Origin of the sequence: Amycolatopsis sp. NPDC004625 (assembly GCF_040609695.1) — a bacterium.
In the GTDB taxonomy this organism is placed as follows: domain Bacteria; phylum Actinomycetota; class Actinomycetes; order Mycobacteriales; family Pseudonocardiaceae; genus Amycolatopsis.
In genome coordinates, this window is the sequence record NZ_JBEXKX010000008.1 from 210766 (window position 1) to 230302 (window position 19537).

Here is a 19537-nt window from a genome sequence, read left to right on the forward strand (position 1 = left end):
TGTGGCATTACGAGCGGTCTTACGGTCGGCGCCGTGACTGACTCAGAAGTGGACGTCGTCCTGCCCTGCCTCGACGAAGCGGCCGCCCTCCCCGGTGTGCTGGCCGGGCTGCCGCCGGGCTACCGCGCGATCGTGGTCGACAACGGTTCGGCCGACGGCTCACCCGAAGTGGCGGCCTCGCTCGGCGCGAAGGTGGTCCACGAACCGCGTCGTGGCTACGGCGCAGCCGTGCACGCGGGCCTGGAGGCCGCCACCGCGGACATCGTGTGCTTCGCCGACGCCGATGGGTCCCTGGACCTCGCCGACCTGCCGCAGCTGGTGAGCGCGGTCGAGCACTGCGCGGACCTGGCCGTCGGACGCCGGGTGCCGGCCAGCCCGGGGGTGTGGCCGTGGCACGCGCGAGCGGGCAACGCCGTGCTGGCGCTGCTGTTGCGCAGCCGTGGGCTGCCGGTGCACGACATCGCGCCCCTGCGTGCCGCGGACCGGCGGGCGCTGCTCCGGCTGGGCGTTGCCGACCGGGCGTTCGGTTACCCCTTGGAGCTGCTGATCAAGGCCCAGCGCGCCGGCTGGGAGGTCCGCGAGTTCGACGTCCGCTACGGCGAGCGGGCCAAGGGCACGAGGTCGAAGGTGTCCGGGTCGGCACGGGGCACGCTGCGCGCGGTCCGCGACTTCGGGCGGGTGCTGGCCCGATGACCTCTCCCTTCGTCCTGCTCGTGGTGGCCAAGGCGCCGGTCCCGGGGCTGGCCAAGACCCGGCTCTGCCCGCCCGCGACGCCGGCCGAGGCGGCCGAGATCGCCGCCGCCGCCCTGCTCGACACGCTCGACGCCGTCTGCGCGGTCCCCGGCGCCGTGCCCGTCGTCGCGCTGACCGGCGACCTCGGCGCCGCCGCCCGGGGGGTCGAACTCGGGACGGCGCTGCAGCGGGTCAACGTCGTCCCGCAGCGTGGCCGGGACTTCGGCGCCCGGCTGGCGAACGCCCACGCGGACGCCGCCGCGCTGCACGCGGGCCTGCCGATCCTCCAGATCGGCATGGACACCCCGCAGGTCACGCCGGTGTCCCTCGCCGCGGCGGCCGCACCTGTCCTGCGCGGCAGCCACGATTCGGTGCTGGGACCGGCCGTGGACGGCGGCTGGTGGGTCCTGGGCCTCGCGGATCCGCGGCACGCGCAGGTCCTCGCGGACGTCCCGATGTCCCGCGACGACACCGGCGAACGCACCCACGCCGCCCTCACCGCGTGCGGGTTGCGGCCACAGCGGGCGGCTTGTCTGTCCGATGTGGACACCATGGCCGAAGCCCGTGCGGTGGCGGCGGCGTGCCCGGGTGGCCGGTTCGCGCACGCCGTTGCGGCGGTCGGCGGACGGGCGGTGGCGTGATGACGGCACCGGTGACCACCGGCCACGAGTTCGACCGCGGCCTGCTCGGGCAGCACTGCTGGCTCGAACTGGCGAACGGCGAGCGAGTCGAGCTGCCGGTCGAACGCTGGACCGAGGCGTCCGACGGCGACGACGTCCTCCTCGACGCCTGCTCCGGCCCGACCATCGACCTCGGGTGCGGTCCCGGCCGGCTCACCGCGGCGCTGGCCGGGCGTGGGGTGGTCGCGCTGGGCGTGGACAGCTCGCGCACCGCCGTCGCGCTGACCCGGCGTCGTGGCGGAACTGCGTTGCAGCGCAACATCTTCGACCGCCTGCCCGGTGAAGGCCGGTGGCGGCACGCCCTGCTCGCCGACGGCAACCTCGGCATCGGCGGCGACCCGGCGACGCTGCTGCGGCGCACGGCCCGGCTGCTCGCCACCGACGGCGACGTCCTCGTCGAGCTGGAACCGCCCGGCCGCGGCCTGCGGCACGAGCGCGTCCGGCTCCGGCCCGGCCACGCCGACGTCGCCTGGTTCACCTGGGCCTGGGTCGGGGTGGACGCGATCGCGGAAGTCGCCGTGCGCGCCGGACTGCGCGTCGACTGGACCATCCGGCGCGGACAGCGCTGGTTCGCACGGTTGGAGCGGCTGTGAAGCTCCCGATCCCGCGCGAAGAGCAGTTCCGGGCCGCGGCGCACCACGAGCGCGTGACGTCGAAGCTCGGCCTGGCCTTGGCGATCACGTTCACCACGTGTTTCGTGACGGGGCTGATCAGCCACCTGATCCAGCACCCGCCCGAGTGGTTCTGGTGGCCCAGCCGGCCGGCCGGGCTCTACCGCGTCACCCAGGGACTGCACGTGATCTGCGGCGTGGCGTCGATCCCGTTGCTGCTGGCGAAACTGTGGAGCGTCTACCCGAAGCTGTTCGGCCGGCCGCTCGTCCGCTCGCTGCCGCACGCCCTCGAGCGGCTCTCGATCCTGGTGCTGTCCGGTGCGGCGTTCTTCGAGCTGACGACCGGGCTGCTGAACGTCGCGCAGAACTACCCGTGGGGCTTCTACTTCCCGCAGGTGCACTACGCGGTCGCGTGGCTGGCGATCGGGTCGATCCTGGTGCACGTCGCGGTGAAGCTGCCGGTCATCCGCCGGGCCCTGAGCCGGACCACCGTGGCGGAACCGCCGGCCGAAGGGTTGTCCCGGCGAGGGTTCCTCCGAACCACCGGGCTCGCGACCGGCGTCGCGGTCGTCGCCACCGCCGGTGCCACAGTCCCGTTCCTGCGCGGCGTCTCCGGCCTGTCCTGGAAGACGGGCAAGGGCACGCAGAACCTGCCGGTGAACCGCACGGCGGCGGCCGCGGGGATCACGTGGTCGCCCGCCTGGCGCCTCTCGGTGGTGACGACGCGCGGCACGACGAAGTTCTCGCTCGACGAGCTGCGCGCCCTGCCGCAGACGACGGCAGAGCTGCCGATCGCCTGCGTGGAGGGCTGGAGCCAGTCCGCCGGCTGGCGTGGGATCTCCCTGCCCACGCTGTTGAAAGCCGTCGGCGCGGCACCCGGCTCGGCAGTCCGGGTGTCCTCTTCGGAGCGTGGCGGGCTCTACGGCGTCAGCGTGCTGCCCGGTGAGCACACCGCCGACGAACTGACGCTGCTGGCCCTGGAGCTGAACGGCGAGGTCCTCGCCCCCGACCACGGCTTCCCGTGCCGGATCATCGCGCCGAACCGGCCCGGCGTGCTGCAGACGAAGTGGGTCACCAAGCTGGAGGTGCTGTGAAGACCGCTCGCGTGCTCTTCGCGCTGCCGGGTCTCGCGGCGCTGGCGTGGGGTGTGGTGCTGTTCGCCGAATACGCGCTGCCGTTGCGCCCGGACGTCTTCGGCACGGTGGGCTGGATCGTCGGCGGCCCGATCCTGAACGACGCCGTCGTCGCCCCGCTGACGGCGATCCTCGGCCTCGCCTTGGCCCGCCTCCTCCCGCCCCGCTGGAAAACCCCGGTCGTCACCGGCACGGTCACCACCGGCGTACTGGCCATCCTGGCGTTCCCCCTGCTCTGGCGCCCGTACGGCACCCCACCGATGCCCGGCCTCCACGACGGCAACCCGGCCCTCGGCCTGACCCTCACCCTGGCCGCGGTCTGGCTGGCCGTAACCCTGACGGCCCTGACCCGCCGCGCCGTCCCCCCACCCACCCGTGATGCCCCGCCAATCACGCGTGATGCCCCAACCGACCCGCCAGGCACGCGAACCGACCCTCCGGATACGCGAACCGACCGTCCCGGTACCTGACCCGGGCACAAATGCGGCCACGCGCGACCGGCATCGAGTGCCCGGTCGCGCGTGGCCTTGTGGGTCCGGCCCCGGAATACGGGGGTCGAGCCGAAGTTGGTCTCGGCCGCACCACGGCGGCCGAGCGTCGGGGAACGGATCAGTTGGGCTGGACGGGCTGGCCGCCGAGCGTCACCTCGACCGTGCGGCCGTCGGACAGCGTGAACGTCGCCTTCTCGTCCGGGGCCCGGGTGCGGACCGCCGCGACCAGCGTGTCGGCCGAGTCGATCGTGCGGTCGTCGATCTTGGTGACGATGTCGCCCGCCTTCAGGCCGGCCTTCTCCGCCGGGCTGCCGGCGGAGATGGCGCCGAGCTCCGCGCCGCCCTGCGGGGCGTCCTTCACCTGGGCGCCGATGTAGGTCTGCACGGCCTGGCCGGTCTTGATGATCGTGTCCGCCGTGCGACGCGCCTGGTCGATCGGGATGGCGAAGCCGATGCCGACGTTGCCGCCTTCGGACGCGCCCTGGCCCTGGCCACCGGACGCCGACTGCGGGCTGTAGATGGCCGAGTTGATGCCGATGACCTGGCCGGCCATGTTCGCCAGCGGGCCACCCGAGTTGCCCGGGTTGATCGCCGCGTCGGTCTGGACCGCGTCCATCACCGTGGTCTGGTCGCCGCTGCTGCCGCCGGCGCGCACCGGGCGGTGCAGCGAGCTGACGATGCCCGAGGTGACCGTGCCGGCCAGCTCGAACGGCGAACCGATGGCGACCACCGACTGGCCGACCCGCAGATCGTCGGACCGGCCGATCTCCACCGGGGTCAGGTTGTTGACGCCGCTGACCTTGACCACCGCGATGTCGGTCGTCGGGTCGCGGCCGACGACCTTGGCGGCGGCCTTCTTGCCGTCCTGGAACACCGCCTGGATCTGGCCGCCGTTCGCGGCGACCTCGACGACGTGGTTGTTGGTCAGGATGTAGCCGTCGGTGCTGATGACGAAGCCGGAGCCCTCGCCCGCCCCCTGCTGGCCGCTGACCTGCAGTTCGACGACGCTCGGCGACAGCTTCTGCGCGACGGCTTCGACCGAGCCGGCGGGTGCGTTGCCGGTCTGCTGGGCCGGCTTCGGCGCGTCGAGGGCGTTGCTGGCCGGACCCGACGCCCCGCCGGTCAGGTACCCGACCGCCCCGCCCGCGATCCCGCCGACCAGCAGCGCGACCAGCGCGACGCCGGCCAGCAGTTTCCCGCTGGACCGCTTGGGCTGCGGAGGCGCCGGCGTGTTGTAGACCGACGTACCGGGCTGACCGTACGGGTTCGGCGGCGGGTAGACGCTCTGCTGCGTCTGGCCGGACGGCATCTGCGCGCCCTGGGCGGACCAGGGGTTCGCGCTCTGCGCGCCGTACGACGACGACGGATCGGCCCCGGTCACCGCGTGGTAGGACGGCTCCGAATACTGCGGTGTACCGCCGGACTCGGGCTGGGCCTGCTCACCGTACGGGTGCCCCGCCCAACCGCCCTGGGCCGGCTGCTGGCCGGTTTCGGGGTGCCTCGGCGCCGCGGGGTCGTGTGCGCTGGGGTCGTTCTCGGTCATGTCCTCACCTTGCGCGATGGTCCTGAGAGGTTCCTGAGCCGAACCTGTGCATCGGAGATGAGTATGCCGGGATCAGCCCGCCGCGCGGAGCCGTTCCGCGATCTGCTCCGGCGTCGCGTCGTTGATCCAGACCGCCATGCCCGATTCGGACCCCGCCAGGTACTTCAGCTTGTCCTTCGCCCGCAGCACGGAGAACAGCTCGAGGTGCAGCCAGCCGAGCTCCCGGTCGCGGCGCACCGGCGCCTGGTGCCACCCCGCGATGTACGGCAACGGCCGGTCGTACAGCGCGTCGCAGCGGCGCAGCACGTCGAGGTAGACCGCGGCGAAGTCGTCGCGCTCGGCGTCGGTCAGCGCGGGGATGTCCGGGACCTGCCGGTGCGGCACCACGTGCACCTCGACCGGCCAGCGGGCCGCCGGCGGCACGTACGCCGTCCAGTGTTCGCCGGAAGCGACCACGCGCGCGCCCGACTTCTGCTCGGCGGCCAGCACGTCACCGAGCACCGGGCGCCCGCGTTCGGCCTGGTAGGCGCGGGCGACATCGATCATCCGCGCGGTCTTCGGCGTGACGAACGGGTAACCGTAGATCTGCCCGTGCGGGTGCGACAGCGTGACGCCGATTTCCTCGCCGCGGTTCTCGAACGGGAAGACCTGCTCGACACCGGGCACCTCGGACAACGCCGTCGTGCGGTCCGCCCACGCGTCCACCACGGCCCGCACCTGCTCCGGGCTCAGGCGGGAGAAAGCGCCGTCGTGGTCGCTGGTGAAGCAGACGACCTCGCAGCGGCCACGGCCGGGCCGCACCGGCACCAGCCCGAAATCATCCACAGTGGACGGTTCGCCGACGACGTCCTCGGCGAAGGACGGGAACCGGTTCTCGAAGACGACGACGTCGTAATCGCTTTCCGGGATCTCGCTCGGCTTGCCGGGCTTGCTCGGGCAGAGCGGGCAGAGGTCGGCCGGCGGCTTGTAGGTCCGCGTCTGCCGGTGCGCGGCCATCGCGACCCACTCACCGGTCAGCGGGTCCAGCCGGATCTCCGAGGCAGCCGAAACCGGCGGCAGGTCCCGGGTGTCCTCGGCGACGCGGTCGGGCGCGCCGGGCTGGTCGAAGTAGATGATCTCCCGGCCGTCGGCCAGGTGTCGTACGGTGCGCTTCACGCTTCTTGGGCCTCGTCCGTCTCCGCCGTCTCGGCGATCATGAGTTCTCCCACCCGTTCGGCGAGAATTTCCTTGGCCTCGTCGGGCAGGCCGTCGTCGGTGACGACGACGTCGGCCTCGTCGAGGTCGGCGATCGTGGAGATCCCGACGGTGCCCCACTTGGTGTGGTCGGCGAGCACGACCAGCTTGCGCCCGGCTTCGACCAGCGCGCGGTCGGTTTCGCTCTCGGTGAGGTTGGGGGTGGTGAACCCCGGCCCGTCGGCCATCCCGTGCACCCCCAGGAAGACGACGTCGAGGTGCAGCGACCGCAGGCTGTGCACGGCGACCGGCCCGACCAGCGCGTCCGACGGCGTCCGGACGCCGCCGGTGAGCACGACCGTGCGGTCCGGCTGCGTCGACCCGCGGAGGACGTCCGCGACCTGGATCGAGTTGGTCACGATGGTGAGCCCGGGGATGGCGTCGAGCGCCCGCGCCAGCGTCCACGTCGTGGTGCCGGCCGAGATGCCGATCGCGGTGCCGGGCCGGACGAGCGTCGCGGCGAGCTCGGCGATGGCTTCCTTCTGCGCGCGCTGGCGCACGGACTTGGCCTCGAACCCGGGTTCGTCGGTGCTCTTGCCGACGACCGAGGTGGCGCCGCCGTACACCTTTTCGACGAGCCCGCGCCCGGCGAGGACGTCGAGGTCGCGGCGCACCGTCATGTCGGACACGCCCAGCCTGGTCACCAGGTCACTGACCCGGACCGCACCGGTCCGGCGTGCCTCTTCCAGGATCACCGCCTGTCGCTGACGCGCCAGCACCGTTCAACTCCGTCCCCGTCAGGTCAACTACACAAAATCCTACACGATTCAACACAGGATCCGCAGGACCGAGGCGGGTGAACTTCGAAACAACAGGTCAGGGCAGGCGTGCGGCAACCGAGTTGAACAACACCACCACGGTAGGCGCGAACAAGCAACAGCAGGCGGGTCTCAGCCGGGCGCCCCCGGCAGCCGGATCGTCATCAGCGCGCCGCCCTCGGGCGCCTGCGAGGCGTACACGGCCCCGCCGTGGCGCTCGGCCGCGTGCTTGACGATCGCCAGGCCGAGGCCAGATCCGGGCAGCGTCCGCGCCTCCGATGAGCGGTAGAAGCGGTCGAACACCTTGGGCAGGTCCTCGTCGGCGATGCCCGGCCCGGCGTCGGCGACCTCCACGACGGCCGTGCCGTCGCCGAGGGGGTACAGCCGCACCCAGACCGTCGCGTCGGGCGGCGAGAACTTCACGGCGTTGTCGAGCAGGTTCAGCACCGCACGCTCGAGTGAACTGTTGTCCCCGGTGAGCACCCACGGCTGCAGCGAGACGTCGAAGTTGATCTCGCCCGCGCGGCGCCGCGCCCGGTCGAGCGCGCGCTCGACGACTTCCAGCAGCTCGACGCGTTCGAACCGCTCGCGCGGCTCGTCCTGGCGGGCGAGCTCGACCAGGTCGCCGATGAGCTGCGTCAGCTCGTCCAGCTGGCCGCTGATGTCCGCGATGATGTCGACGCGGTCCTCGTCCGGCAGCGGCGGCGACCCCGGCTTGCTCGCGGCGAGCAGCAGCTCGAGGTTCGTGCGCAGCGACGTCAGCGGGGTCCGCAGCTCGTGGCCGGCGTCCGCGACCAGCTGGCGCTGGCGTTCCTGCGAGTCCGCGACCGTGCCGAGCATGGTGTTGAACGTCGTGGTCAGGCGGGCCAGCTCGTCGTCGCCGCTGACCGGGATCGGCCGCAGGTCGCCGGTCTTGGCGACGCGCTCGGCGGCCGACGTCAGCCGGTCGACCGGGCGCAGGCCGGTGCGCGCGACGGCGGTGCCCGCCGCGGCGGCGACCAGGATGCCGGCCCCGCCGATCAGGAAGAGCACCAGCGCGAGCTCGTTCAGCGTGCGCTTGGTCGGGCCCATCGACTGCGCCAGCACGATGGCCTCGCCGTGCCCGGTGGGCAGCGCGACCACCCGGCTGTCGGTGCGGAAGTCCGTCCGCAGCGACTCCGGCGAGTCCCCGTTCGCGACGGCCAGCTCGTCCTGGCCGAACGGCGGCGGCGAGCTCGACAGCGGGTAGGTCATCACGGCGTGCGCGACGTCGGGCGCCGCGTTGAGCTGCCCGATCTGCAGGTCGGCGCTGGCGAGGAAGGCGCCCGGGACCTGCCGCAGCTCGGTCTGCACCTGCGGCGAGTCGGCCGCCGCCTGGGCGCGCGCCATCAGGCTGTCGTCGAGTTGCTGGTAGAGGTTGCTGCGCACGACCATGTACGCGCCGATCGACACCAGCGCGACGGCGCCGGCGACACAGGCGGCGGCGAGCAGCGTCACCCGGCCGCGCAGCGAGAACCGGCGGGCTCCCCAGCGCGTGCCGCGGGGGTCGCCGGGTTCGGTCACGGCGGGGTTTCCCTCAGGACGTACCCCACCCCCCGCACCGTGTGGATCAGCCTCGGCTCCCCCTCGGCCTCCGTCTTGCGGCGCAAATAGCCGACGTAGACCTCCAGGGCGTTGCCCGACGTCGGGAAGTCGTATCCCCATACTTCCTCCAGGATCCGGCCCCGCGTGAGGACGTGCTTCGGGTAGGAAAGGAACAGTTCCAGCAGTGCGAACTCGGTCCGGGTCAGGCTGATCTCGCGGCCGCCGCGGCGGACCTCCCGCGTGCCGGGGTCGAGGGTCAGGTCCGCGAAGGACAGCATCTCGGACGCCTGGCCGTTCGCGCCGTCGGGGATGGCGCGGCGCAGCAGCGCCCGCAGCCGGGCGAGCAGTTCTTCGAGGGCGAAGGGCTTCGGCAGGTAGTCGTCGGCGCCGGCGTCCAGCCCGGACACCCGGTCGGAGACGGTGTCACGCGCGGTGAGGACGAGGATCGGCAGGTCGTCACCGGTGCTGCGCAGGCGGCGGGCGACCTCCAGGCCGTCGAGCCGGGGCATCATGACGTCGAGCACCATCGCGTCCGGCCGGTCGGCGATGATCGCTTCCAGCGCCTGCGCACCGTCGCTGGCCAGCTGGACCTGGTAGCCGTTGAACTCCAGGGACCGCCGAAGCGACTCACGGACGGCGCGGTCGTCGTCCACCACAAGGATGCGCATGGCGACAGTTTTACGCAGCGTGCTGAGACCCGCCTAAGAACACACGCAGAACTCACAAAGGATTTCTCACTCGGGACCGCGCGCGACCGGCGCGTTCCAGTGCCGCCAGAGCGCGATCATCCGCACGCTGACCACCACGGCGGCCGCGACGACGGTCACGGGCCCCTCGGGAAGTCGCACAGCGTGACCGACGGCGACCAGCGCCGAGCCGGCCAGCGCGGCCACGGCGTAGATCTCCTTCCGCAGCACGAGCGGGATTTCCCGGAGCAGCAGATCGCGCACGGCCCCGCCGCCGATGCCGGTGGTCATCCCGATCAGACACGCGGCGTAGACGGTGGCGCCGGCGTTGAGCGCGATGGTGGTCCCGGCGGTGGCGAACACACCGAGCCCGAGCGCGTCGGCGAGGAGAACGCCTCGCCGCAGCCGCGCCACCTGCGGGTGAAAGACGAAGACGACCAGGGCGGTCCCGGCGCAGACGGCGAGGTAGGGCCAGTTCCGCAGCGTCGTCGGCGGGTGGATGCCGAGCAGGACGTCCCGGATGACGCCCCCGCCGAGAGCGGTGGTGAGCCCGACCACGACGACACCGAAGACATCGAGCCGCGCCCGCACCGCGGCGAGCGCCCCGGACGCGGCGAAGGCGACGAGCCCGACGAACTCCAGCGCCGTGAGCAGCATTTATTGGTCGAGAAGGCCACCGCGGTAGGCCAGCAGCGCGGCCTGCACCCGGTTGGCGGCACCGATCTTGGAGAGCACAGCGGAGACGTACCCCTTGACGGTGGCTTCGGAGAGGTGAAGCCGCCCCCCGATCTCGGCGTTGGAGAGGCCCTGCCCGATCAGGGCGACGACCTCGCGTTCGCGTTCGGACAGCGAGGCGAGCAGCTTCCGGGCGGGCTGGGCGGCGCGTTGTTCGTCCCGGTGCGACTGAACCATCCGCGCGGCGACACCGGGGTCCAGGACCGCACCGCCCCTTGCGAGGTCCCTCACCGCCCGGAGCAGCGCCGCGGGATCGATGTCCTTGAGGAGGAACCCGTTGGCCCCGAGCCGGAGGGCGAGACTGACGTATTCGTCGATGTCGAAGGTGGTCAGCATGGCCACGGTGGGCGGATCGGGAAGGGCGAGGATGGCCCGAAGCGCCCGGATGCCGTCGTCCGGAGCGCGCATCTTGATGTCGAGCAGGGCAACATCGGGGTGGTACCGCCGCGCGACCTCCACCGCGGATCTGCCGTCGCTGGCCTCGCCCACGATCTCGATGTCCTGAGCCCCGGACATCATCGCGCGCAGCCCCGAGCGCACCAGTTCCTCGTCGTCGGCGAACATGAGCTTGATCAACGAAGCCCTCCGCAACAGCCGGTGGAGGCGGCTCCCCGCATCCCGTTAACGAAGGTTACCTACTGTTGTTCAGCAGTTCGAAACCAGACACGACCAGGTGAGCCACTGGTCCGTCCAGGTCAGGTGCGGTCCGCCGTCCGGCTGGGTGTATCCGCCATGTGGGAGACCCGTGAGAACCACTCACCTGGGTGACGACGAGAGTCTTGCCTGCGCGCGCTCAAGACCCTGATTCGCACCTTTGGACGCCCGGCAGGCGTGCGCTCCGGGCCGCGCCCGCCTGCCCGCGGGCGCGCTGATGTCCACGGGCATCGCGGCGCACCTGAGCGTTGCGGACCCTGGAATTTGCGCATCGCCTTCTTGACCCAGAGCTGACCTCAGCAATCTGCGAGTTCCTCCGCAGGCCATCTCGTCAGGAACGCGCCAAGTGCGTTGTCGATAAGGACGCCTCGTGCGGTGGGTTCGTGGCCGGCGCCGAGATGTTCCGTGAAGGCGTCCCCCAGAACGTCGATGACCGCTTCCTGCTGTTCAAGGGTCGGCTTCGCCTGGTTTCGTAGGGCACCGAGCAGCTCGGGATCGCGCTGACCGAGCAGCTCGACAACGACGTCCCGGAATTCCGCGGGCAGTTCGTCGAACACGTCGGTCATTCAGTCCTCCAGCCGGCCCGCGACCGCGCCCAGGCAGTGACGACCTCGCCCCTCTCATTGAGACTCACGATCGCATCCTTCCCCGTGAAACGGTAAGTGCCACCATATTGGTCAGGTATGTACCGCGGCGCTTTGACCGGGTTGTTGACCGCATCGTGAGCAGCGGCATCGTTGACGCCGTGGCCATCGCGGCCGGCCATCTGGGTCTCGCCGTGCTGCGTCTTACCGGAAATTCCCTTGGGTGGCTCGAACGGCGGCTCCGCGGCCCCGCCGCCGGTCCCGCTCTGGTTGGTCCGCATCGGTGAGACGCGGTCGTCGCCGGAAGCGTTCTTCGCGATGTTCGCAGCTCCGGCGGCCGCCATGGTGCCTCCGGCAACCATTCCGGCAGCAGACACGGCATTCAGCGGTACGCCCGCGATTGCCCCAACTCCAGTCGCGTCGAGGACGAACCCGCCGCCCTCACCGGCAGCGCTGATCATGGTGAGCCCGATCCCGGCTGCCGTCATAACCGCATCACCAGGGTGGTTGACCACAGCGTTGAGCACGGAAGCGGCGCCGTTGAGCAGGTGGCTGCCGGCGTCGGCGAAGAAATTGCCGACGTCATCGAGCCAGCTCGAAGCTTGAGGCGCTCCTTCGGTCGCGTCCCGGATGGCACCGGCGACCACATCGCCGACTTCGCCGAGCTGCCCGCGGGCTCGGTCGAGAGTGTCCCGGGCAGCCTGACGGATCGCTGCGCCCGGGTCGACGAAGGGCGGGACGGGCTGCCCGCTTGCGGCGTCCTGGTCGTGTTTGACTTGCGCCTGCCGAGTGATCGTCTCGGCTTTCGCCCAAGAGGCGATGGCCTCGGCCGCCTGTCCCTGAGCCCAGCGCAACGTGATGGCGTAGTGCTCCAAGGCATCGGCCGCGGCCAGCAAGGCGTCCGCCGCTTTGTACCATTTGCTCGGCTCGTAGGAAAACTTGTCGTGAAAGGCGTGGGCGGCGGGGCCCTCCCAGGCGCCCGTGTCGATGGCCTTGAGCCCCTCGGAGGCGCGGCCGGCCTGGTCCGCACGTGCGCGAAGCACACGCGCGTTCTCCTCGACAGCTTCCGGCTTGCCCGGGACCAGCGCAGCGGGGACTTGCGTCTGCCCAAGCTCAGCCATCGCCGACCACCTGCTCACCAGGGTCGATCTTCAGGCTTCGAGCCGCGGCCTCGTCGTTCGCCCGGTAGGCTTGCGCCGATTTGGCCAGCACGCCGCTTATTGCATCGGCGTCCTCAATGAGCATGTCGAGACCGTCGCTCCAGCGCACACAAAAGTCCATCAGCGCGTCGTGCAGCCCGGAGTGTCCGTACACGTCCGAGTTGCCGCACAGGTTGCGGAGCTTGAAGCTCTCCTGACCGTCGATGCTCTGCCGGATGCCTTTCGCGGCTTCGTCGAGCTTGTCGAGCTGCACATGGAATCCTGGCCCGTCCACCGCGTGTCCCCTCCCCGGCAACAACGCCCAGCGCGCGAAAGCCGCTGATGCTTTCAACTCATTGCTCCGTCCGGGACGATCCGGATCGCTCGACGGACCGTAGCGTTCTCGTGGAGCAGAGCCACTACAAAGAGTGATGATCTGTCACGATTTGCAACTCATCACCGAGCCCCTGGGCGCCCGCAGGCCCCGCCGCGTGTACGCCGACCGTCGGGTAACCTGTTCGACGTACGCAAGCCCTCGTAGCTCAGGGGATAGAGCACCGCTCTCCTAAAGCGGGTGTCGCAGGTTCGAATCCTGCCGGGGGCACCTGCGAAGTCGTTGGCTCTTCCGAGCAAGCACTCTTCACAGTGGTTCGCTCATCCCTGTTCCACACAGGGATGAGCGAACGATCAAGCTTCCCAGAAGCACAGCGCCAGAGCGGCGAGCTGGACGATGTCGCTCCACAACCGATTCAGCTGAGCGTTCTTCCAGCGTCAGGGCCGATCCGCCCACCGCGCCCCGTACACCAGCCCCGGTGTCAGGTGCCGGAACTGCAGGTGCACCTCCCCCGCCGCATCCAGGGTGAACGGGCGGCCCCGGTATCCCGGATCCGCGATGTCCCGCTCGAACGCCCCGTCCAGCGCGAGTACCTCCGAAGGGCCCTCCATTCCGAACCGCACCCGCAGGTCGAACACCTCGCACCGGTCCCGGGGGACGTACACCAAATGCGAACCCGGCTTCGGCTTGAACACCGCCGCGAACTCCCACGACTCTCCCCGGGACAACGGACGTGGCAGGTCCACCGTGTCGCCCTCCATCAGGGTTCCGCCGTAGAGGACCAAGCCGTCGGCGCCGTCGGCGGCCGGGGAGAACGACCGCAGGCCGTCCTGGTCCGCCACCACTCTGTGGTGCTCGAACAAGCACGACTCCGACAGTGCCAGCGTCAACGACGCCGTGTGCCAGCTTCCCGGGGATGCTGCTACCGGTGAACCCGTCGCCAGCTCCGCCAGCAGCTCGATCGCCTCGTCCACTCGACGCCGGACCGTTCGCGGGTCGCGGTCCACCCGGCCGGCTGCCCAGCGGACTCGCTCCTGGTACAGGGGCTGGCGGGCCTCCGGTGTTATTGCGAAGGCCGCCAGCACCGCCACCCTCAGGTCCTCCGGCAAATGCGATGACAGCTCGGACAACCTGGCCGTCACCTTCGCGCGGATCACCACCATTCCGTCCGGCTCCGAGACCGCGCAGGCCGCCCGCAGGGCCGGCCCCACGCGGTCCGGGAGCCTGCTCGCCTGCAGGCCGCGGCCCTTTCGCAGCGATTTCAGCTCCCGGACCAGCTCAGCGCGCTCCACTGTTCTCTCCCTCAGTGCGTTTCCATGGCAACCCCTTCGCGATGCCCCGTGCCGACAGGGTGCGGTCGGCCGGTGGACGGGAAGTGGACAGAACGTGCATCACCGAGGCGATCAACGCCGTCCCCATGCGGATGCCGTCGCAGGCGAGATAACTGCGGAACGTGCCGATCCGGCCCAGCGCTTCGCGGTCCGCGTCACCCAGGCCGAACGTCACCACCCGGGGACAGCAGGGCCACGCGGGGTCCGAGAACGCCGTGAACGCCGCCGGCCAGGTCACCGGGTCCGTCGGCTGGCCGTCGGACAGGAAGAACACCAGGGGGCGGTGGACGCGCACGCGGTGGCGCCGCAGCGCCGAGACCTCGCGGTCGATCTCGGCACGCAGGAAGGTGAACACCGGCCCGAAGTTGGAGCCCGCGCACGGACTGGGTTCCGGCAGCTCGGCCAGGGCGTCCATCGGCAGCAGCGACTGGACCACCCGCGGCCGCTCGCCGAAACCGACCACGCTGCAGAACACCCGGTCGGCCACCGATGCGTCCGCGTGGACCGCGCCGCGGAATTCGCGCAGGCCCGCGTTCAGCTCGTCGAGGTGGTCGGCCATCGAGAGCGAGACATCGCACGCCACGTAACACGGCAACACGTCGGACCCCATATCGGTTTCTCCTTCACACCCCTGATCGACCGGTGGAGTTTGCCAACCCCGCGTGCACCGAACGTGGAAGAAATGCGGATTTGCGAAACCCGGACGGCCGATTGCGCGACATGAAAAGAGGACAGCAAGCTGACGCCGGGGAGGCCGCGTGGAGTTTCGGATGCTCGGCCCGCTGGAGGCGTGGCACGACGGCGTGCCGGTGCCGCTGGGTGACCAGCAGCAGCGGTTCGTCCTCGTCGTGCTGCTCCTGCACGCCAACAAGCCCGTGACCCCCGCCCGCCTGGCCGAAATCGTCTGGGCCGACCGCGAAGCCAAGCCCACCCTGGTGCGCAGCTACATCAAGCGGCTGCGGGACGTCGTCGGGGACGCGACCATCGAAACCACGCCGACCGGCTACCTGCTGCGGATCGGCGACGACCAGCTCGACACCGCGCGGTTCGCCCGGCTCCGCGCCGAAGCCGCCGACGTCCGCGCCGACGACCCGCGGCGGGCGATCGCGCTGCTGCGCGAGGCCGCCGGGCTGTGGCGGGGGAAGTTCCTCGAAGACATCGACATCGACCGGGTCGGCGGGCCCGAGGTGATCTCGCCCGACGAGAGCTACTCCGACGTCGTCGGCGACCTGGCCGAGCTGGAGATCGAGGCCGGCGAGCACCGCTCCGCGCGCGACCGGCTGCGGCCGCTCGTCCAGGCCGATCCGGCCAGCCAGAAGCACGCCGAACTGCTCATCCGCGCGCTGCTCGCCGGCGGCGACCGGGCGGCGGCCCTGCGCGTCTTCCACGGCACCAGCGACGCCCTCGCCGCGCTGCGGATGGCGCCCGGACCCGTGCTGCGCAAGCTCGCCGCCCGGGCCGAACAGGGCGATCCGCCCAGCTCGCTGCCGTCGCGGCCCGGCGGGTTCACCGGCCGCGCCGGCGAAATCGCCGCGATCGAGGCCGCCGCCGGGGCCGGGCGGCGGGCCGTCTGGGTCAGCGGTGCGCCCGGGGTCGGCAAGACCGGGCTGGTGGTCGAGGCCGCGCACCGGCTGCGCGACCGCTTCCCGGACGGCCAGCTGCTGGCCCGGCTGAACGGCTTCACCCCCGGCGTCGACCCGGCCGACGTCGGCGACGCCCTCAGCGAGCTGCTGATCGAACTCGGCGTGCCCGCCGAGCAGATCCCGGCCACCGTCGGCCGGAAAGTCACGCTCTACCAGGCGACGCTCTGGGGCACGCGCACGCTCGTCGTACTGGACAACGCCGCGTCGCCCGAGCAGATCCGGCCGCTGCTGCCCGAGGCCGACGGCTGCCTGGCCGTCATCACCAGCCGCCGGATGGGCGACGCCGACACCGGCGACCCCCTCCGGCTCGCGCCGCTGCCGCCGGAGGAGGCGGTCGAGCTGTTCCACACGCTCACCGGGCCCGCGCGGGTGCGCGGCCGCTCGGCCGAGGTGGCCGCGGTGGTCCGGCGCTGCGGTTACCTGCCGATGCCTATCCGGGTCGCCGCCGCGCTGTTCCGGCGGCACGACCGGTGGCCGCTGGAGCACCTGCTCCGCCTGCTCGAGGAGAACGGGCCGTGGGGCACCGAAGACGACGGCGGCACGGCCGCCGTCCGCGCGTCCTTCCACCAGCTCGGGGAGCCGCAGCGCGCCCTGTTCCGGCTGCTCGGGAGCCTGCCCGGGCCGGACGTGGACGTCACCGGCGGCGCGGCGCTGGCCGGCTGCGACGTCGCCGAGGCGCGGCTGCTGCTCGACGACCTGCACGAGGTCAGCCTGCTGGAGGAGGCCGCGCCCGAGCGATACCAGATGCTCGACCCGCTCAAGGAGTTCGCCGCGGTCGAGCCCGCTCCGGCCCACGCGTTGGTGCGGCTGCTCGACTACTACCTCGTCACGCTGGCGGGCGCGGTCCGCGCCGCGTACCCCTTCGACCGGGCGCAGCTGCCCTCGACGACGGACCGGTCCTGCCCGGTGACGCCGCGCTTCCCCGACGCCGACGCCGGGCTGCGGTGGATCGTCGCCGAGCGCGACAACCTCGTGGCTGCCATCCGATACGCCGCCGGGCACGCGCTGCCCGAGCACACCTGGCGCCTCGCCGTGCTGCTGTGGCGCTACTTCAACACCACCAACCAGTTCGAAGACTGGATCGGCACGCTGGAGCTCGCCTGGAAGATCGTCTCCGCCGACGCGGGCAACGACTACGGCCAGGCGCACGTCCTGCTGCGGCTGGCCACCGCACACGACCGGCGCGGGCAGCTCGCCGAGGCGCTGGAGCTCGCCGCCCAGGCGCTGCCCAAGTGGCGCCGGCTCGGCGATCCGCGTGGCGAAGCGGCGACGCTGTGCGCGCTCGCCATCCCGACCATGGAACTCGGCCGGCACGACCAGGCGATGGCGCACCTCGAGGCCGCGCTGGCCAAGTACGAGCAGACCGAGGACCGGCGGGGCGAGGCCCACGCGCTGAGCATGCTGGGCTACCTCAACGAACAGCACGGCCACCTCGAAGTCGCGTTGCGGCAGCACGAATCCGCCGCGCGGATGCTGCGGGAGATCGGCCACGTCCAGGGCGTGGCGCACACGATGAACAACCTGGGCTCGGTGCAGGAAAAGCTCGGCCTGCTCACCGAGGCGCTGGCCAGCTACACCGACGCGCACGCGCACGCCGCCGAGATCGGCGACCTTTGCGTCGAGGCGTACGCGCTGAACAACATCGGCAACGCGCACCGGCAGCTCGGCCGGTACGCCGAGGCCGTGCGCTACCACGACAAGGCCCGGGAAGTGGCGGCCAACGTGCCGGACGCCGACCTGCGCACCCAGCTCTACCTCGACCGCGGCGCGACGGCGCTGGCCCGCGGCGCCCGGCAGGAAGCGCTCACGGCCTGCAAATCGGCCCTGGACCTGGCCGACGGCAGCGGGAACCGCGCCTACCGGGCCCACGCCCACCACGGTGTCGCCGAAACGCTGCACGCGATGGGCGACCACGAAAGGGCCGTCACGCACTGGGCCGCGGCCGAAGCCGAGTTCGACGCCCTCGACCTGCCCGAAGCCGGTGAGGTGCGGGAGGAGCGCTCGGCGTTCGGCTGCGCCTGCGGCCCCCGGTGAGTGGCGGCGAGGACGGCCGCCACCCACGGCCGGCGCGTCAGCCGTGCCAGGGGTTGCCGTCGGTGGTGTCCGTCGGCGTCGGGGTGACGACGGCGGCCGCTGGGGCGCTGCCGTTGTCGTCCGCGGACGCCGTGGTGGAACCGAGCAGCGGCAGGGCCGCCAGCGCGCAGATCGCGAGCGCCGGGCCACCGATTTTGAGCAGCTTCTTGGACATGACGAATCCTCCTCGGAAACGGTGATTTCTGAGCGCTTCGGAGAATTTCCGCGCTCACCAAAGAGGATTCGCGCCACCACCGCCACCAACAAGGGGTTTCCTGTTTCATAAACGAACAGGAAACAGTTTCCGCCGCCGCATCCACGCACTGTCCACTTCTTGTCCACACGCGGCGCGGATGCTGCGGGCACGCCCGGAGGCCGCGTTCTCGAGGGGGGAACGCGGCCTCCGGCTCAGCGCACCGGCTGCTTCTCCGCCGCCGGGATGGCCGCGGCGGCCGCCGCACCCACCAAGAGCAGACCCGACGCCGTGACCAGCGCGATCGACGTCGTCGCGCCGGCCTGCACGGCCCCCAGAACGGCCACGCCGAGGGCCGCGCCCGCCTGACGGACCGCGTTCAGCGCCCCGCCGGCGACGCCGGTCAGGTCGGCCGGAGCCGCGGCGACCACCGCCGTCAGCAGCGACGGGATCGCCAGCGACACCCCGAAGCCCAGCAACGCCAGCGCGACCACCGAGAGGGCCACCGACGTCGAACACGCCTGGACCAGCGTGCCCCCGGACATCAGCACGAAGCCGGATATCGCCGGAATTCGCGGCCCGAAACGAGCCACCAAGCGGCCGGTGAGAATCGGGTTGAACGCCGTCGGGACGGTCAGCGGAAGAAAGGCCAGTCCGGCCGCCGACGGCGGATATCCGCGGGTTTCCTGGAAATACAGCGACAGCACGAACAGCACCCCGGACAGGGCGAAGTTCACGATCGCGCCCGCCGCGAGCCCCAGCGGGAACGCCCGCACCCGGAACAGCCGCGCGGGGAGCATCCGGCCGGACCTCGGCGGGGTCGGCGGCGCCGGCCGGGACAGGACCAGCGCGACCAGGGCCACCGGGACGTTGACCACGAAGATCGCCCGCCAGCCGAACGCCTCCGTCAGCACACCTCCGAGCAGGGGCCCGGCCACCAGGCCCGTGCCGCTCACCGCCGCCCAGACGCCCATCGCCTTCGCCCGCGTGGCCGGCGCCGGCCACGCCGCCGCGATCAGCGACAGCGACGAAGGCACCAGCAGGGCGCCGGCCACGCCGAGGAGAACCCGGAGCGCGATCAGCAGGGACGTCGAAAAGGAGAGCGCCGACAAAGCGGACAGGGCCGCGAAGGAGACCAGGCCGGTGAAGAACACCCGCCGGGCGCCGAACCGGTCCGCCCAAACGCCCGCCGGCAGCAGGAACACCGCGAACGTCAGCGTGTAGCCGTTCGAAATCCATTGCTGCGCCGGCAACGAAGGCGAGAGAGCCGGCAGGGCGACCGTCACGATCGTCGTGTCCAGCATGACCAGGAAGTAACCCAGCGAAAGGCCGGTGAGGAGTCTTGCCACGAGGGAAAGCCTGAACGCTCGGTGACATCGGCGGAAGCAGGCAGTTACGATGGCGGCGATCGGGAACGCCGA

General features: G+C 71.5%; 20 protein-coding genes and 1 tRNA gene. 7 read left to right on the top strand and 14 right to left on the bottom strand.

Going from position 1 to position 19537, the window contains the following annotated elements; genetic code table 11:
* Nucleotides 1-48 precede the first annotated feature (48 nt).
* From ABZW17_RS12105 to ABZW17_RS12125, 5 genes are read left to right on the top strand one after another with little or no spacing between them, the layout of a single operon-like run.
* Complete coding sequence (locus tag ABZW17_RS12105; RefSeq protein ID WP_354812531.1) at nucleotides 49-693, top strand: glycosyltransferase family 2 protein; 645 nt, start codon at nucleotides 49-51, stop codon at nucleotides 691-693.
* Nucleotides 690-1373: a DUF2064 domain-containing protein gene (locus ABZW17_RS12110; protein ID WP_354812423.1), complete on the top strand. Its 684-nt coding sequence runs from the start codon at nucleotides 690-692 to the stop codon at nucleotides 1371-1373. Before ABZW17_RS12105 ends, ABZW17_RS12110 begins: the two co-directional genes overlap by 4 nt.
* A complete protein-coding gene (locus ABZW17_RS12115) occupies nucleotides 1373-2005 on the top strand; it encodes a class I SAM-dependent methyltransferase (protein WP_354812425.1) in 633 nt (210 codons plus the stop codon). The genes ABZW17_RS12110 and ABZW17_RS12115 overlap by 1 nt, the downstream gene beginning before the upstream one ends.
* Nucleotides 2002-3117, top strand: coding sequence for a molybdopterin-dependent oxidoreductase (locus ABZW17_RS12120; protein WP_354812427.1), 1116 nt, complete (start codon nucleotides 2002-2004; stop codon nucleotides 3115-3117). The genes ABZW17_RS12115 and ABZW17_RS12120 overlap by 4 nt, the downstream gene beginning before the upstream one ends.
* Nucleotides 3114-3626, top strand: a complete 513-nt coding sequence (locus ABZW17_RS12125) for a hypothetical protein (protein ID WP_354812429.1) — start codon at nucleotides 3114-3116, stop codon at nucleotides 3624-3626. Before ABZW17_RS12120 ends, ABZW17_RS12125 begins: the two co-directional genes overlap by 4 nt.
* A 139-nt stretch (nucleotides 3627-3765) precedes the next feature.
* On the opposite strand, the gene ABZW17_RS12130 is transcribed toward ABZW17_RS12125, so the two are convergent.
* The 10 genes from ABZW17_RS12130 to ABZW17_RS12175 all read right to left on the bottom strand — a co-directional run bounded on the left by ABZW17_RS12130 (nucleotide 3766) and on the right by ABZW17_RS12175 (nucleotide 12816).
* Nucleotides 3766-5190, bottom strand: coding sequence for a trypsin-like peptidase domain-containing protein (locus ABZW17_RS12130; protein ID WP_354812431.1), 1425 nt, complete (start codon nucleotides 5188-5190; stop codon nucleotides 3766-3768).
* A gap of 72 nt (nucleotides 5191-5262) precedes the next feature.
* The gene (galT, locus tag ABZW17_RS12135) at nucleotides 5263-6345 is read right to left on the bottom strand and encodes a galactose-1-phosphate uridylyltransferase (protein WP_354812433.1); all 1083 of its coding nucleotides are present in this window, start codon (nucleotides 6343-6345) and stop codon (nucleotides 5263-5265) included.
* Nucleotides 6342-7142, bottom strand: coding sequence for a DeoR/GlpR family DNA-binding transcription regulator (locus tag ABZW17_RS12140; RefSeq protein WP_354812435.1), 801 nt, complete (start codon nucleotides 7140-7142; stop codon nucleotides 6342-6344). Before ABZW17_RS12140 ends, galT begins: the two co-directional genes overlap by 4 nt.
* A gap of 171 nt (nucleotides 7143-7313) precedes the next feature.
* Entirely contained in the window at nucleotides 7314-8723 is a 1410-nt protein-coding gene (locus tag ABZW17_RS12145; protein WP_354812437.1) for a HAMP domain-containing sensor histidine kinase, read from the bottom strand.
* Nucleotides 8720-9412: a response regulator transcription factor gene (locus ABZW17_RS12150; RefSeq protein WP_354812439.1), complete on the bottom strand. Its 693-nt coding sequence runs from the start codon at nucleotides 9410-9412 to the stop codon at nucleotides 8720-8722. Before ABZW17_RS12150 ends, ABZW17_RS12145 begins: the two co-directional genes overlap by 4 nt.
* Nucleotides 9413-9478: 66 nt before the next feature.
* On the bottom strand, nucleotides 9479-10087 hold the full coding sequence (locus ABZW17_RS12155) for a TRIC cation channel family protein (RefSeq protein ID WP_354812441.1): 609 nt from the start codon (nucleotides 10085-10087) through the stop codon (nucleotides 9479-9481).
* Nucleotides 10088-10741 carry a response regulator transcription factor gene (locus tag ABZW17_RS12160; protein WP_003087851.1) on the bottom strand — a complete coding sequence of 218 codons (654 nt, stop codon included), beginning with the start codon at nucleotides 10739-10741 and terminating at the stop codon, nucleotides 10088-10090.
* A gap of 374 nt (nucleotides 10742-11115) precedes the next feature.
* Nucleotides 11116-11385, bottom strand: coding sequence for a hypothetical protein (locus ABZW17_RS12165; protein ID WP_354812443.1), 270 nt, complete (start codon nucleotides 11383-11385; stop codon nucleotides 11116-11118).
* Nucleotides 11382-12524, bottom strand: a complete 1143-nt coding sequence (locus ABZW17_RS12170; RefSeq protein WP_354812445.1) for a putative T7SS-secreted protein — start codon at nucleotides 12522-12524, stop codon at nucleotides 11382-11384. Before ABZW17_RS12170 ends, ABZW17_RS12165 begins: the two co-directional genes overlap by 4 nt.
* Nucleotides 12517-12816 carry a hypothetical protein gene (locus ABZW17_RS12175; RefSeq protein WP_354812447.1) on the bottom strand — a complete coding sequence of 100 codons (300 nt, stop codon included), beginning with the start codon at nucleotides 12814-12816 and terminating at the stop codon, nucleotides 12517-12519. Before ABZW17_RS12175 ends, ABZW17_RS12170 begins: the two co-directional genes overlap by 8 nt.
* Before the next feature lie 257 nt (nucleotides 12817-13073).
* On the opposite strand from ABZW17_RS12175, the gene ABZW17_RS12180 reads away from it, so the two are divergent.
* Nucleotides 13074-13146 (top strand) — tRNA-Arg (locus ABZW17_RS12180).
* A gap of 167 nt (nucleotides 13147-13313) precedes the next feature.
* On the opposite strand, the gene ABZW17_RS12185 is transcribed toward ABZW17_RS12180, so the two are convergent.
* Nucleotides 13314-14168 carry a hypothetical protein gene (locus ABZW17_RS12185; protein ID WP_354812449.1) on the bottom strand — a complete coding sequence of 285 codons (855 nt, stop codon included), beginning with the start codon at nucleotides 14166-14168 and terminating at the stop codon, nucleotides 13314-13316.
* The gene (locus ABZW17_RS12190; protein ID WP_354812451.1) at nucleotides 14155-14817 is read right to left on the bottom strand and encodes a hypothetical protein; all 663 of its coding nucleotides are present in this window, start codon (nucleotides 14815-14817) and stop codon (nucleotides 14155-14157) included. The genes ABZW17_RS12185 and ABZW17_RS12190 overlap by 14 nt, the downstream gene beginning before the upstream one ends.
* 148 nt (nucleotides 14818-14965) lie before the next feature.
* Here ABZW17_RS12190 and ABZW17_RS12195 point away from each other — a divergent pair, with 148 nt between their 5' ends.
* Nucleotides 14966-17884 carry a tetratricopeptide repeat protein gene (locus ABZW17_RS12195; protein ID WP_354812453.1) on the top strand — a complete coding sequence of 973 codons (2919 nt, stop codon included), beginning with the start codon at nucleotides 14966-14968 and terminating at the stop codon, nucleotides 17882-17884.
* A 37-nt stretch (nucleotides 17885-17921) separates the two neighbouring features.
* Here ABZW17_RS12195 and ABZW17_RS12200 read toward each other — a convergent pair whose 3' ends face one another.
* Together ABZW17_RS12200 and ABZW17_RS12205 are read right to left on the bottom strand one after the other, a co-directional pair.
* On the bottom strand, nucleotides 17922-18098 hold the full coding sequence (locus ABZW17_RS12200; RefSeq protein WP_354812455.1) for a hypothetical protein: 177 nt from the start codon (nucleotides 18096-18098) through the stop codon (nucleotides 17922-17924).
* A gap of 233 nt (nucleotides 18099-18331) precedes the next feature.
* A complete protein-coding gene (locus tag ABZW17_RS12205) occupies nucleotides 18332-19465 on the bottom strand; it encodes an MFS transporter (RefSeq protein ID WP_354812457.1) in 1134 nt (377 codons plus the stop codon).
* Nucleotides 19466-19537: the final 72 nt, after the last annotated feature.